This is a genomic window from Gluconobacter cerevisiae (assembly GCF_015244675.1).
Taxonomy (GTDB): domain Bacteria; phylum Pseudomonadota; class Alphaproteobacteria; order Acetobacterales; family Acetobacteraceae; genus Gluconobacter; species Gluconobacter cerevisiae.
Genome location: NZ_JABCQO010000002.1, coordinates 37,419 through 51,730 on the forward strand (window position 1 = coordinate 37,419; position 14,312 = coordinate 51,730).

At 58.8% G+C, this 14,312-nt stretch carries 13 protein-coding genes; 8 read left to right on the forward strand and 5 right to left on the reverse strand.

What is annotated here, in order from left to right:
• From HKD21_RS03020 to HKD21_RS03040, 5 genes are read left to right on the forward strand one after another with little or no spacing between them, the layout of a single operon-like run.
• Positions 1–423, forward strand: coding sequence for a chemotaxis protein CheW (locus HKD21_RS03020; protein WP_194254145.1), 423 nt, complete (start codon positions 1–3; stop codon positions 421–423).
• On the forward strand, positions 420–1,277 hold the full coding sequence (locus HKD21_RS03025) for a CheR family methyltransferase (protein ID WP_194254146.1): 858 nt from the start codon (positions 420–422) through the stop codon (positions 1,275–1,277). Before HKD21_RS03020 ends, HKD21_RS03025 begins: the two co-directional genes overlap by 4 nt.
• Positions 1,274–2,335, forward strand: a complete 1,062-nt coding sequence (locus HKD21_RS03030; RefSeq protein ID WP_194254147.1) for a protein-glutamate methylesterase/protein-glutamine glutaminase — start codon at positions 1,274–1,276, stop codon at positions 2,333–2,335. The genes HKD21_RS03025 and HKD21_RS03030 overlap by 4 nt, the downstream gene beginning before the upstream one ends.
• Positions 2,332–2,727: a response regulator gene (locus HKD21_RS03035; RefSeq protein ID WP_194254148.1), complete on the forward strand. Its 396-nt coding sequence runs from the start codon at positions 2,332–2,334 to the stop codon at positions 2,725–2,727. Before HKD21_RS03030 ends, HKD21_RS03035 begins: the two co-directional genes overlap by 4 nt.
• A gap of 1 nt (position 2,728) precedes the next feature.
• Positions 2,729–3,058, forward strand: coding sequence for a hypothetical protein (locus HKD21_RS03040; RefSeq protein ID WP_194254149.1), 330 nt, complete (start codon positions 2,729–2,731; stop codon positions 3,056–3,058).
• Between the two features lie 4 nt (positions 3,059–3,062).
• On the opposite strand, the gene HKD21_RS03045 is transcribed toward HKD21_RS03040, so the two are convergent.
• Genes HKD21_RS03045 through HKD21_RS03055 form a run of 3 tightly spaced genes read right to left on the reverse strand, consistent with a single transcriptional unit; the run spans position 3,063 to position 6,177 of the window.
• Positions 3,063–3,443 carry a hypothetical protein gene (locus HKD21_RS03045; protein ID WP_194254453.1) on the reverse strand — a complete coding sequence of 127 codons (381 nt, stop codon included), beginning with the start codon at positions 3,441–3,443 and terminating at the stop codon, positions 3,063–3,065.
• 47 nt (positions 3,444–3,490) lie between these two features.
• A complete protein-coding gene (locus tag HKD21_RS03050; protein ID WP_194254150.1) occupies positions 3,491–4,405 on the reverse strand; it encodes a 4-(cytidine 5'-diphospho)-2-C-methyl-D-erythritol kinase in 915 nt (304 codons plus the stop codon).
• Positions 4,402–6,177 carry a tetratricopeptide repeat protein gene (locus HKD21_RS03055; protein ID WP_194254151.1) on the reverse strand — a complete coding sequence of 592 codons (1,776 nt, stop codon included), beginning with the start codon at positions 6,175–6,177 and terminating at the stop codon, positions 4,402–4,404. Before HKD21_RS03055 ends, HKD21_RS03050 begins: the two co-directional genes overlap by 4 nt.
• 99 nt (positions 6,178–6,276) lie before the next feature.
• Here HKD21_RS03055 and HKD21_RS03060 point away from each other — a divergent pair, with 99 nt between their 5' ends.
• Together HKD21_RS03060 and HKD21_RS03065 are read left to right on the forward strand one after the other, a co-directional pair.
• Complete coding sequence (locus tag HKD21_RS03060) at positions 6,277–7,134, forward strand: uracil-DNA glycosylase (protein WP_194254152.1); 858 nt, start codon at positions 6,277–6,279, stop codon at positions 7,132–7,134.
• Positions 7,135–7,316: 182 nt separating this feature from the next.
• Entirely contained in the window at positions 7,317–9,281 is a 1,965-nt protein-coding gene (locus tag HKD21_RS03065; RefSeq protein ID WP_194254153.1) for a transglycosylase SLT domain-containing protein, read from the forward strand.
• A gap of 25 nt (positions 9,282–9,306) precedes the next feature.
• On the opposite strand, the gene HKD21_RS03070 is transcribed toward HKD21_RS03065, so the two are convergent.
• Complete coding sequence (locus HKD21_RS03070; protein WP_194254454.1) at positions 9,307–9,885, reverse strand: YqaA family protein; 579 nt, start codon at positions 9,883–9,885, stop codon at positions 9,307–9,309.
• A 144-nt stretch (positions 9,886–10,029) separates the two neighbouring features.
• On the opposite strand from HKD21_RS03070, the gene HKD21_RS03075 reads away from it, so the two are divergent.
• Positions 10,030–10,578 carry a cytochrome b gene (locus HKD21_RS03075; RefSeq protein ID WP_194254154.1) on the forward strand — a complete coding sequence of 183 codons (549 nt, stop codon included), beginning with the start codon at positions 10,030–10,032 and terminating at the stop codon, positions 10,576–10,578.
• 335 nt (positions 10,579–10,913) lie between these two features.
• Here the strand turns inward: HKD21_RS03075 and HKD21_RS03080 are convergent, their stop codons facing one another.
• On the reverse strand, positions 10,914–14,234 hold the full coding sequence (locus HKD21_RS03080; RefSeq protein WP_228120886.1) for a S41 family peptidase: 3,321 nt from the start codon (positions 14,232–14,234) through the stop codon (positions 10,914–10,916).
• Between the last annotated feature and the right edge of the window lie 78 nt (positions 14,235–14,312).

Consider the following 14,312-nt stretch of genomic DNA (forward strand, 5'->3'; position numbering starts at 1 on the left):
ATGGAAAAAGCTCTGGTCTTTTCTCTGGGGAACCAGGAATTTTCTGTTCAGATTTCTGCTGTGAAGGAAATCAAAGAATGGGCGAAGGCGACGCCTTTTCCGGCTGCTCCGGCTTTTGTGGAAGGGGTGGTCAATGTTCGTGGCTCAGTGATCCCGCTTGTGAATATGGCTCAGATGATGGGAGTTTCTGATGATAATGACGAAAAAAAAGCCATTATTTTCCTGAAAAACGAGAAAAAAATTATTGGTTTTTCAGTTTCTAATGTCACTGATATTTCGGATATCGATGAAGACGATTTTAAGCCTCTTCCAGAACTCTCTAGCGATAATCTTAAATATTATTCAAATGGGATTTTGTCTTTAGGCAGGCGCTTGGTTTTTTCTGTAAATGTGTCTTCGTTGTTTGACGGAAGTCTGCAATGACCGTGATGGAATTGCAGGATTTGCAAGAAATATCAGACGACAATTTTCAGATTATTGCAGATATCGCTAAAAAATCTGCTGGGATTTCTTTGTCGGAAAAGAAAAAAAGCCTCGTCTATTCGCGAATTTCCCGTCGTGTTCGGCAGGAAGGCTTTGGATCATTCGATGACTATTGTGCTTTTCTGGTTAGTGGCGCTGGCGTGGATGAGAGACACCATCTCGTTTCCGCCCTGACGACAAACGTCACCAGTTTTTATCGCGAAAAACATCATTTTGCGTATCTGGAACAGTTGTTGCGCCAGAAATTATACTCACGTCTCGAACGTGGCGAAGAGCTTAGGATATGGACTGCTGCGTGTTCGAGTGGCGAAGAAGCATATTCGATCGCCATGACTGTCATGAAATGTCTATCCGCAGTGCCAGGTCTGAAGGTGAAAATCTTGGCGACGGACATTGATTCCGACATTCTCAATCAGGCCAAACGGGGCAGTTACAACTCTGTAGAAGCTGAAGCGCTTTTTGAATCGGGCGTTTTGTCCTTCTGTCGACTTGAAGGGAACCGGGTCGTCATGTCTGAAAAAATTCGGGATATGATACGATTTCGTCGCTTGAATCTGGTTGAGCCGTGGCCGTTCTCCTCTCGGTTTCATGCCATTTTCTGCCGGAATGTCGCAATTTACTTCGACCGGGAAACTCAGGACAGACTCTGGGGTAATCTTGCAGCACGCATTTTCCCTGGCGGGGAGCTTTATCTGGGACATTCGGAACGTATTGCTCATCCCGAGCGCTTCGGAATGGAGAGCATCGGGTATAACACCTACCGTAAGGTCTCGCCTGGAGAGATGTCTCCATGAGTTGTTCAAAACCTCTGACGGTCGTTGTCGTCGATGATTCCTTGACAACGCGGGCGCTGATTGCGGCCGCTCTCAAACGTGATCCTCGCGTCAAGGTCGTTGGGACGGCTGGAACGCCTTTCGAGGCTCGCGATTTGATCGTGCGCCTGAATCCCGATGTGCTAACCCTGGATTACGAAATGCCGTCCATGAATGGATTGCAGTTCCTTGAAAAGATCATGAGGTTGCGTCCGATGCCCGTGGTGATGGTATCGGGGCGTCTTTCCAGTCATCAGGGGTTGGTTGAGCAGGCCCTCCGTATGGGGGCTGCAGAATGGTATTCGAAAATGGCACTCGGGAGCGGAGAAGAGCCTTTTGCGGGTCTGGGAGACGCGATCGTTCGAGCTGCAACAACAAAAAACCATCCCTCTGTGTCGATAGGTGAAAGTCTGGGGGCCAGAGTGATGGCTGCCACGAAAACCGGAACTGTCGTGGGGATCGGTGCGTCGACGGGCGGTGTGGAAGCTCTGACAGATGTGCTTGAGCATTTTCCAACAGATTGCCCCGCGACAGTCATTGTTCAGCACATGCCAAAGCAGTTTTCCGAGAGCTTTGCGCGCCGTCTGGACAGGATCGTGAAACCTGACGTCAGGTTGGCAGAAGAGGGCGATGTACTGAAACCGGGTGTGGTTTATGTCGCGTCCGGCGGTGAGCGCCACCTGCGGGTCAGGTGCAGCGCTCGGCCCGGTGAGTATGTCTGCCAGTTGGTGACGGCGCCTCCAGTTAATGGGCACCGGCCGTCAGTGGACGAACTGTTTTATTCTCTTGCCGCCACAGTGGGAAAAAACGCCGTGGGCGTCATCCTGACCGGAATGGAGTGCGATGGCGCGCAGGGACTGCTGGCCATGCGCCATGCCGGCGCCTGTACGATCGGTCAGGATCGGGCAAGTTCTGTCATCTATGGCATGCCGCGCGCTGCCTACGAACTGGGTGCGGTGGACACGCAGCTTCCACTGTCCGCCATTGGCCCCGCTATTCTCAATCTTTGTGAACGCCGTTCTTTGGAGACGTATCCATGATTTCCGCCTCTTCCATGTCCGTGCTCCTTGTGGACGACCAGACTTCCATTCGTTCGATACTGCGCAATACGCTTGCCCAGATCGGTTTTGTGCAGATTGCCGGTGTCCGGAACGGGGTGGAGGCTCTGGAGCATCTGAAGAGCAATTCGGTTCATCTGATTATTTCGGACTTCAATATGCCCGATATGGATGGGCTTGAGCTGCTGAAGGCCGTCAGGAGCAATGCCCGGACCGCGAAAACGGGTTTCATCATGCTGACGGGGCAGGCCAGCAAGGAATTGGTGCAGCAGGCCGTTGCGGAAGGGGTGAACAATTTTCTGGCCAAACCTTTTACGGCCAGTTCTCTCAAATCCCGCATTGAGGCCGTATTCGGGCCAATCAGTGGTGCGTGACGTGGCAGCGAGACTCCCTTTGCCGCAGGTTCTCGAGGGGCTTGGAGCGCAGCTTACCGTCAGTCTTCAGGAACTACGAAGACTGGAGGCAGTCTGTCTGCAGGCTCTTCTGGGAGAAAATCCACTTGAGTTGCAGGACTTTGACAGGATCGCACAGGTTCTGGATCAGTTGGCGACCTGCTGTGAAGGACTGAGCCGTGAGTCTGGAGTGCAGGCTGTGCAGGTCCAACGATGTGTCGTGGATCGTTTGACGATGGGAGAGATCCGTCAGCGCCTGTTAGCGGAAGAATCCCATACGTCTGTCGGTTCAGGAGATGTTGAGCTTTTCTGAAGGATCAGCTTGGTTGGCTGGCATCCTGAGGGTTGGAGCGGATCATGGTGCGCTGTTTTTGCAGGCCGCGAATGATCTGTTCGACGTCCTGCGGGCCGAAAACGACACCGACAGGGCCATAAGCCGGATGCTGGAAGGCCAACATTGAGCCCTCTGTCAGGGCATCGATCTGAAGGGCCCAGTTTGTAGTGTAGACGGGCGTGAAACGTGCGCCTGCAATCGGTGCGGGTGGGCGTTTTTCGATCAGGGCCGCATGGGCCAGGCCCAGACTTGTGATCAGTTGGGACAACTGGGCCTCGTCGAGGGAAAGGCTGCCCGAAACGCCGCTGCCTTCAAGAAAAGACAAAACGGCCGTTACGCCATCTTCTGAACGTGTGACCTGCATGCGTGGGGCTGTCATGATGTTCGGCTCCCTGCCCGGTTGTGGTGTGATCAGGTTGAAGATCCAGTGTGGTGGAAGCCGCCTGCCCATGTCCACCAACCCAGACGTGCGTTTTGTTCGTTCAGGATCCGGGCAGCGGTTATGGCGGTATCAGGATCGGGGAAAATGCCGAAGCAGGTGGCCCCTGAACCACTCATGCGCGCGAGAAGGCAATCGGGAAGGCTGCCGATGGACGCCAGAACCGTGCCAATCACCGGACATTGCGACAGGGCCGGGGCCTGAAGGTCGTTGGTTGTGGTGTTCAGGTCGGCGGCCATGTCCTGTGCGCTGTTCCAGCGGGTGGGCAGGAAGGCTTCGGGCCGTTCCGTAATGCCCCCACTTGCGGCAAAGGCCTGGAAAACTTCCGGTGTCGAGACGCCGACGCCGGGATTGACGAGTAGAAGGCCCGCATCGGGCAGGATCGGAGCAGGAGCGAGGATTTCTCCGATCCCCTGCATTCGCGCCGGACGTTGCGCGATGCAAACTGGGACGTCTGCCCCCAGTTTCTCGGCGATCGGAAAGAGTATGGTCTGATCCGCGTCCCATTCACGGGCCAGCAGACGCAGCGTTGCTGCCGCATCGGCGGAACCGCCGCCGATGCCTGAAGACACGGGCAGGTTCTTCTCCAGTTTCAGACGAAAAGATTCGGTCAGGCCATTAAAAGCTGTGCCGGCCTTGGCCTGAAGGGCGCGGGCGGCGCGCAGGACCAGATTCTGGCTGTCCGCTTCCAGTCCTCGACCGAATGGGCCGTCGATCGTCAGTGACATCGTATCGGCAGGGCCTTCAAGCGTGATGCGGTCTGCAGCACCTGCAAAAACCGCGAGGCTGTCGAGCAGGTGGTATCCGTCGTCGCGTCGGCCCGTGATGTGCAGGAACAGGTTGATCTTGGCGTGTGCTGTAGCTTGAGGTGTGTCTGAAAAGGTCATGGTTTCTGTTCGAAAGCTGCGAGATGGGGGCCGCCGTTCTGGAGCGCCTGAAGGAGAAGGGCGCGATCCTGCGGCTGCGGGTTGTCGTCGAGGGACTGGTTCCACTGGTCCTGTGCTTCTGTATGCCGTCCGAGATACCAGTAGGCCACGCCAAGATGGTAGCCGATTTCGGCGTCGCCGGGTGCGTGCTCGGCAGCTTGTATCAGCATGGGGAGTGCGGTTTTAAGGTCAGCCCGGTATTTGAGAAGGGCCCAGGCGTAGCTATCCTGAATGGAGGCGTCTGTTGGCTGAAGGTCGACGGCTTTTTTCAGAATGGCGAGAGACTGTGCCTGATCGGCGTTATGCTCGATATTGGCATAGCCGACGAAGTTCAGGACTTCGGGCTGGTCCGGGGCGAGTTCAAGCGCATGTTTCATGTCGTCCTGCACCATGGGCCAGTTGCCGCTTTCCTGAGCGGCCATCGCGCGGCCCAGCAAAATAGGCCAGAGAATTTCCTTGCGGGGCGGCGAGGCTTCGAGGGCGCGGGTATAGAGTGCGATGGCGTCTGTATGATGACCGCGCTGGTCTTCGACTTCGGCAAGCTGGATCAGGAATTCCGGGTTTTCGGGACGCAGGGCGAGCGCGCGGTGCAGGGCATCGGCTTCCTGCGCGAGGTCTCCTGAGCGCAGGGCAAGGTTGATGCGCTCCTGTGCGGCCAGAGCCGCGAGGGGATCGGAGGGCGAAATGTTGTTCAACTCGGCCAGGCCGCTGGTGATCTGGTTGGCTTCGCGGAAGGTGTCAGCCAGAAAAATGCGTGCGATTGTCAGGCCGGGATCAAGGAAAATGGCCTGTTGTAGGGCGATGATGGCCGGGTCGCGCGGAATACCATCCTGCTGGATGGCGTCCGTGATCATAAGGGCCATCTGAAGGTTGAGGATGGCCCCGCCAAGCGCTGGCGTCGGCTTTTTAAGGTTTTGAAGATCCTGCTGGATCGGGCCGATGACGAGTGCGGCCAGCGGAGAGGTTACGCCCAGAGCGGCGACGGCGTCGCTGGCCTCTTTGTGATGACCATGGCGTTCCAGCCAGTCGCCATAGAGTTGCGCATAGAGGATCTGGAGAGTCAGTGGATCTCCGGATGCGCTTCCCGTGCGGTGATAGAGTTGGCCTGCGAGCAGGGGTGTCGGGAGGTGTTCCGCGACCATGGCTGCATGCAGAAGATAGAGCCTGCGCGTGGTAGGCTGACCTGCGGCTTCCGCCAGCAGGTTCAGGGCCTTGTCGGGATGGCCTTCCGCAGCAAGGCTCCAGCCCATCAGAACAGGTGCGGCGATCGTGACGAGCGGACCGTGATGGGGGCTGCGTGTGAGGATGCGGCGCATCGCGGCCCAGTCCTGGCGGGCAAAGGCGTCCTGCGCGAGAATGAGCGTGCCAATATCGCTGCCGGAGCCCTGGTCGGGGAGGGCGTTGGCGAGTTTGAGGGCTTCGGCCTGATGACCGGCCATGGCCGCATAGCGCAGGGAGTCGTGCTGTAACTGAAGGTTATGCGGTGCGAGCGGCAGGGCGTGGGAGAGGGCCATATTGGCGGCGGGGACGTCTCCACGTTCCATCATGACCGTGGCGGCCAGCATCCAGCCAGTCAGGGAGTTTTCCGGGTTGACTGTGGGCTTCACCGCCGGAGGCAAGGCGGCCAGCGCGCTCCCTGTCAGGCTACCGCCCAGCGCAAGGGCGGGGAGCGCCAGACGGAGCGGGCGGGAAAATTCCTCGAATGATCTGGGCCAGCCGCGTGTGATCTGCATAATGGAGGAAACTCTAGCCCTCTTGAGGCTCCACGCCAACCGGCATCCCTGCGGGGGCTGTGTGGTGATGGAGCAGGAGGCCATCAGGACGGATCAACCATGACGCCCCCAGTCAGTAGTGTGTCGGCAGTTCTCAGCCGGGCCGATCTGCTGGCCGCGCTTCAGCTCCAGTATGACTGGGGTGTGGACGAGGCCCTGTGTGAAATGCCGGTGGATCGTCTGGCCGAGGCGACACCGCAACTGCCGCCGCGTGTCAGCGCGGAGCGGCAGGACTTTGCGCAACGTTTGCCTGAGGCTTTTTCGGGAGGCGACGCGGTGCGTCGGATTCCTGCGAAGGCGGGTAGTGCGTCGGTGAGCGGGCTGTCTGCGCGTGCGGTGGAAGAGGCGCCGGATCTGCCGACGCTGATGCGCCTGACTGAAGCACCGGGTGACCTGTTTCTGGCCCGGACTGCCACGCATCGGCTGGAGCCGGTTTTCGTGGAGGGGGCGCCGTTCATGCTGATCGGTGAGGCGCCTGATGCGGATGAGGACCGTTCCGGCACACTGTTTGCGGGCGAGGGCGGGGCATTGCTGGAGAAAATGCTGCGGTCTGCGGGACTGGAGCGTGGAGGGATTTCGATGGCGCCCGCCCTGCCATGGCGTCCGCCCGGCGGAAGAACGCCGAGCGATGCGGAAATGCAGGCCTGTCTTCCGCTTCTGTTACGGACAATCGCCCTGTGTCAACCGGGATTTCTGGTGACGATGGGGGTGACGCCGCTGAAGATGCTGGTGGGTCCGGATGCTGCCGTCGGGCGGATGCGGGGACGGTGGACAAACGTGTCGGTGCCGGGGCTTGCGACTCCGTTGCCGCTTCTGCCGATGCGTCACCCTCTGCAACTGCGGGCAAGTGCGGCTGCGCGGCGGAATGCCTGGCAGGATCTGCTGATTCTGATGGAGAAACTGTCTCCGGAAGAATGAGGACTAAACGGGTTCAAATTCTATCGTTAAAAAACTTCGGAAAAACGTAAAAAAACGCGCGATGACAGGTGTTTGCCACTGGATTGTTTTAGGGTTGGGTTATATCATTGCCCAGTCCAAGGATGCGTAGAACTTAACAATTCCTTGCCAAGGCACTGCAAAGCGGGTAGCAACCCGCTGCTATGCGAAGGACCCCCCCTTTCATTTCAGGCAGTAGCGCCCGGGCTTTGCTCGTCAGCGTACTGATTCTGGCCGGCGGCTCACTGTCTCCGGCGCGTGCTGACAGCACACGCAACCTTTCCCCCCAGCCGGAACCGGTCGGGGATGAGACTGCGTTTGCCGAAGCCCGGCCGTCTTTGGGCGGGGACGGCGTTGTGTCGCTGCCCCATCCTCTGACGGCGGCGATGGCCAGCCGTTACCGGTTGATCTTTCAGGCCCAGCGCGAAGGCAATTCCCGGATTATTCAGGAGCAGATGCGTCTGCTGACGGATCATGTTCTACTGCCCGATGTGCTGGCCGAACGCTATCTGGCGCCGGGCGCGCATCCTGCGGTCGAACAGCTTCGGGAATGGTTACATGACTACGCCTCTCAGCCTGATGCGTCGAACATTCAGGCACTCCTGCTGAAAATCGCGCTGCCGGGAACGGTGCAGGCGCAGTCTTTCGTTCGTCCGCTTGCGGCTGATGCGCGGGCTGACGATGCGAAGGGGAGTGCCGTTCCCGTTGACCCGCTGATGCATGCATTTTCCCGCAATCCGCTACTGGACCGCACAGTTCAGGAACGGGCTCTGACGGGTGTGCGGGGCGCGGAAAGCGCTTTGCACTTGGTGGACATCACACCGGGGATGACTGCTCCTTACGCGGCGCAGCTTTACGGCGAGATTGCGCTTGGTCTGCTGTCACAGGGGGAAACTCTTGCGGCTTTGCGGAACGCGAGTGCGGGATTTGGTCGTGGAGACCATCAGGTTGGGCTGCCCGCCTATGTTGCCGGGCTTGCTGCCTGGCGCGAAGGGCATGTCGAGGCGGCCTATGACCTGTTCCAGTCTGCGGCCAATGCGCCTGTCACGGCGCTGGAAATCCGTGCAGCTGCCGCGTTCTGGGCAGCACGGGCCGAGGGGCGTCGTCATGATATGGCGGGCTATGTGAAGTGGCTGCATCGCGCTGCCACGCATCACGAAACCTTCTATGGCATGCTGGCTTCCCAGACGCTGGAACTTGGACGTCATGGCCATGCGCGTCTGCCCGGTGGGCGGATTGAGGTCACGCTGCATGACCCAGTGCCTGTGCTTGCGGAAATTGACGTCGAGGCTGTGGGCGCTCTACCGCAGGGGCGTCAGCTTTTTGCACTGCTTCAGATCGGCGAACGGATGCGGGCCGAAAACCTGATCCGGCGCATGTGGGTTGATGTGGCGGCGGATAGCGCGCGCTCGCGATCCCTTCAGCTTGTGGCTCAGGCGGCGGGTTATGAGGATCTGTCCGAGCAGCTTGCCTCTCTGGTCATGCATCGGGAATCTGAGGTGACGCCGGCGACCCCCCTGCCTCTGCCCGCCTTGAAACCCAGCCATGGTTTTCGGATGAATCCGGCGCTGGTCTATGCGCTGACGCGGGTGGAATCCAATTTCGATCCGTCCGCGACGTCAGGGGCTGGTGCGCATGGCTTGATGCAGATCCGTCCGGTGACGGCGAGTTTCGTCACCACGTCGCACATGACCTATGATTCGCATGGCGTGGCAGTGATTCCAGTGGCGCCCGATATGGTCAGCCGTCTGCACAATCCGTCTTCCAATCTGGAGATCGGGCAGCTTTATGTGCTTTATCTGGCGAACCAGTCGAGCCGTATTGCGACGGTAACGCCTCCCGAAGGTGGCGATCTGGTTCGGGTTCTGGCGTCCTATAACGCTGGGCCGGGGGCGATTGCGCGCTGGGAAGGCGCGCAGAAGGCGGACATGCATGATCCGCTGTTCTTCATGGAAACGCTGCCGAATAATGAGACGCGCGATTATGTCCATCGCGCCCTGACCTATACGTGGCTCTATGCGCACCGTATGGGTCTGCCATCTCCGTCCCTGAAGGCGCTGACGCGCTCGGAATGGCCGTCTTTTGGTGAAGAACAGGCTATGGCGCATGAGCGCATGGCCCTGAATTAAGATCCGGAATTAAGATTCGAATGTCTTAAAGAAATTCGATCAGGGCGATGCCGCCTGCGATCAGGATCAGGGCGCCGAACAAGACGAGCGCCAGACGCTTTTCGATGAAATCGCGAATGGGCTCTCCGAAAGCGCGAAGCAGAGCGGCTTCCAGAAAGAAGCGTGCGCCCCGGGTGACGATGCTGGCGGCGATGAACGGCAGTAGCGGGAAATGCGCCGCACCTGCCGCCAGCGTGACGAATTTGTAGGGAAGCGGGGTCAGGCCTTTGGCGAGGATGATCCAGACGCCATAGCGACGGAACATGGCTTCCAGGTTCAGGATGCGCTGGTCGGCGTGATAGAAATGGGCGATCGGCATGCCGATATGCTTCATCAGGAAGGCCCCGAGGAGCCAGCCGATCAGACCGCCTACGACGCTGGCGGTCGTGCAGACAAAAGCCAGAAACCATGCCCGCTCACGATTGGCGAGCAGCATAGGCACGAGCATCAGATCCACGGGGAGTGGAAACACGGAAGATTCCGCCACGGCGACAACGATCAGCCACCAGACGGCACGCGGAGAGGCGGCCAGTTCGGTGATGCGGGTGTAGAGCAGTGTCAGCATGGTGGTCTGATATTCCTGTAAGAACGTGCGTACTGTCCTACCCGGCCTGCGGGAGCTTGCAAATCCGTAACTCTGTGCAACATGTGTTTCGGTAAACGAACGGCTATAGGACATGGAACCGTTCTTCCGGAGTACTGCCGTTTCATGGACAACACCCCTGCGCCGTTTCAGCGTTATTCCCTTGTGGCCAGACTGTTCCACTGGGGTATGGCGGCGATCATCATTCCGCTGTGGCTGCTGGGGTTTTATGTGGGGCGGATCATGCCGCATGCAGCAACGCCCCAGAAGGCGCTCCTGCTGCTGATCCACAAGGAAATTGGACCGTTCATCATCATCCTGACGGTTCTGCGGCTTGTCTGGCGGGCGACGCACCGGCCGCCTGCAATGTCATCGGATATTCCCGAGGAAGAGCATCTGGCGGTGCAGGTCGGGCATTTTGGCCTCTATGCGATGATGCTTGTTGTACCGCTGACGGGTTGGGTGCGGAGTTCGGTTCATGGCCTGCCGATCCCGATGCTGTGGATCGTCGATCTGCCGCCGCTGGCGCATAAGGCACCCGTTTTCGTGCCGCTGGTGAATGTGCTGCACCAGTTCTCGTCATGGATTTTAGGTATCTTGATCGCTGGACACATGATCGCAGCACTGCTGCATCGCTACGGCCGTAAGGATACAGTCATGAGCCGGATGCTCTGAGAATGACCTCTGTACGGTATGCTCGTTAGAGCGTGAATATAATAAAGAAAATAACATAGGAAATATAAAACATATTTAAAAATAATAAAATAACAATTAAAGACAAAATAAATCCGCTAATTTTATTTTTATTTAAAAACATAGTTCTATAATTATATAATATATATACGAAAATAAGAATAGAAGTTACTAATAAAACCCACAGAGAAAATTTCATCATTATCTTGGGTGTGCCTTCTATTGCGTTATCGACAGATCTGACGGTCGTAAGGCTCTGGCATTTTTCCGCATCCTGACGGACCAGCTGTTTGCCAGTCCGTCAGAGGTTTTCTGAATCAACGTGGCGCGGCGGGTTGCTGGGCCGGGAAGGGAGCCGGTTTCAGGGTTGGGCGCGGATGGTCGGCCATATCCTTGCGCAGCCATGTGAGGGCGGCGTCAAGCTGCTGGTCCTGTCCGTTGAAGGTGGCGACCGGCATGTTCTCGACTTCGATGTCCGGAGAGACACCTTTGTTCTCGACCAACCATTGTCCGTTCAGGTCAAAATACGGATTTTCGGCCGTGCGGGCATTACCGTTGTCGATCAGGCGGTCTCCGTCCGAGAGCCAGACGCCCGCGCCTGCGGTACGCTCTCCGAGAAGAGGAGCGATATGCAGGGATTTGATGCCCTGCGAGAAGGTCTCCCCGTCCGAGTAGGTCATTTCATCGGACAGAACGATCAGACGCCCCTGAAAAGACTGCTGCATGTCCACCGACGGTGCGTTGCCGTAGCGACCCCAGAACATCCACGGGCGACGCATGAGCTGGGTGAGGACCCAGCTGTCGATATTGCCGCCCGTGTTGCCGCGGACGTCCACGATCAGGCCGTCCTTGTCGATATTGGCATAGAACTCGCGGGCAAATGCTTCCATGTCGTCACCGACCATGGATTGCAGATGCAGATAACCGACGCGGCCGTGGCTGGCGCGATCGACGATATCCGCGCGACTGACTTCCCAGTCCCGCGCGCGCAAATCACGCTCTTTCATATAAGACACGGGCGTCACGATAATCTTGTGGTCTTTCCCGCCGCGCGAGAGCGTCAGGAGAACTTGCTTTCCGGCCTGATCGGCAAGGAGCGAGCCGAGGTCGGGCTGGCCTGCGGTCGACTGACCGTTGACGGCGGTGATGAGGTCACCGTTCCGGGCGTCCACGCCGGGGGCGGCTAGCGGCGATTGCTGGTCGGGAAGGTCGCGGTCGCCCTGATAAATGTGGTCGATCCGGAAACCCTTGTCCTCATGCGTCAGATGCGCGCCGAGGCCTGCAATGAGGCTGGAAGCGGGTTGGTCGACGGTCGTGGGGGCGTGGAGCTGCGAGTGCATTGCGCCGATTTCCGCGACCATCTGACCGAGCAGATCGTCGAGATCCGCACGGTCGCCGAGACGGTCCACGAACGGTGCGAAATGCGCCCGCACGGCTTTCCAGTCCACGCCGTGCAGGTCGCGGTCATAGTAATGGTCGCGGTGCAGGCGCCAAGCATCCACGAATTCGTCCGACCACTCCTGTCCAGGGTCGATCCGCAGACGCAGATGATCAAGCTCGATCTTTTTGCCGTCCAGTTCCTTGGGCTGCTTCTCGCCAGTGGGCGTCAGGAGCAGTTCCGGCGCGTTCTTACCGCGACGGCTGAGGGTCAGCAGGGTCTTGCCGTCCGGGGTGATGTCGAAATCCGAAATCTTGGCGGCGTAGGTTTCGATTTTATGCTCGTTATTGTCGATATGGATCGACTTCAGATCGCCCGGACCGTCGCCTGAGCCGGAATTGTCGATCGTGAAAAGATAGTCGTCAGAGACGCCGAGGCCTTCATAGTCTCCCGCTGGAATCGGAGCCTGATAGAGACGTGTGGCGATCCCAGCCCATTCGATGGCGGGAAGGGATTTTTTCTTGTCGCCGTCTTTCTTCTTGTCGTCCTTTTTATCGGCGTCGGCCTTCTTGTCCGCCGGGTCCAGTTCGGTTGCGGGCTGAAACGGGAAGCGTTCGCCGGATTGAAGAGCGAGGGCGTAGATGCCGGTGCGTTTTGGGAAGGCTGGTCCGATATTACGGTCTCCCCAGGGCGAGCCGTTGGCGAGCGAGAACGTGCGGTCTGACAGGAACCACAGCCATTTTCCGTCCGGGGAGAAGCTGGGCGTATAGGATTCGTAGCGCCCGTCCGTCACCCAGTTCGACTGGCCCGTGGCGGGAACGTAAAGGGCGATCTGCCGACGCAGATTCGTGCCGCGTGTGCGGACGTAAGCCAAAACGTGTCCATCCGGGGACCATGAGACGGAGTCAAAGACGTTGGTGCCGTCCACGGTGGCATTGTCGACCAGCTTGTCGGCCTTGGTGGATAGGTCCGTCAGCCAAAGGCGACCCAGAAGATCGGTATGGGCGGCGTATTTGCCATCCGGCGAGAGGGATAGGGACACAGGTTCGGTGGATGAGGGCTGGGTGATGGCCTCACCCTTGCCGCTGCCATCGGCTGCAAAACGCCACAGGGCGGAATCGCCGCCCACATCGCTAAAGGCGATGACGGATCTGCCGTCCGGCGTGATCTGGGCCAGACGCAGGCGCACGTTGTCAGGCGTTGCTAGCACAACGACCCGGCGGGGCGAGGCTCCGGCGATCACGACATGACCGCGCATGGTAAAGGCGGCGGCGTCCCCCTTTGGCGAAATGATCGAAGACGTCAGGAAGCGCGTTGGCTTTTCCAGCCAGTACGGGCTGCGGGGCAGGTTGTCGGAGGTCAGGTCCACCTTGACGGGGGTGGTCTCACCGCTGGCCAGATTGAAATCGAACAGGTCCGCGCCTTTGCGGAAGACGATGTGATCGCCGGAAATAGCGGCTTCGAGAACGCTGTAATCCGTGAAATGGGTGAGCTGTTTCGCGTCCGAGCCATCGGTGGCGAGGCTCCACAGATTGTAGCGGCCGTTCTCGTCGGAAATGACGATCAGGCGGTCACGCCAGGGCATCGGGCGGATCAGGTTGGCGTCATGCGTGCCGATGCGCTCGGCTTCCTTACCGTTCTGAAGATCGAAGCGCCAGAGCTGGGATAGGGCGCCCCCGCGATAGGCGCGCATATGATCGCCGGTCGTGGCGAGGCCAAAGCGGACGGCGTAAAGCCAGTGTCCGTCCGGGCTGAGAGCGGCATCGTTCGCGCCGGAAAGCGGGAAGATGCGTGTTGCGCCGGTTTTCGGATCTATGGCCGAAACGGTTTGGCTGTAATAGGGGCCGGTTGCGGCAGGGCTGGCATAGAGCACTCCGGCATGTGCGTCCCAACCGATGATCTTCAGGCGGGCGACGTTCTCGAATGTCAGACGGCGCGGCGTGCCGCCATTGCGGGGCATGACGTAGATTTCGGTCGGACCATCAAAATTGGCGGCGAAGGCGATCTGGGTGCCGTCGGGGGAAATGACGGGGTGCGGGTCGATGGCGTTGGCGCCCTGCGGCACGGTCGTCAGGCGCTGGGCCTGGCCGCCTGCGAGGGGAACGCTCCAGACGGACTGTTCGGCGTTGAACAGGACGGTCTGGCCGGAAATCGAGGGTTCACGCAGATAGCCCGGTTCGGCCTGAGCAACGCCGAGGCCCAGCCCCATCAAGGCTGCGCAGGACAGGAGGGAGCTTCTGAGAGAGGGGCGTTGGGGCATGATGATGATCCCGATATGAAACGATTATGCCCCAGTCGTTTCATAAAGGTGTCATCGCGTCAAAGGCCCTCCGATGAC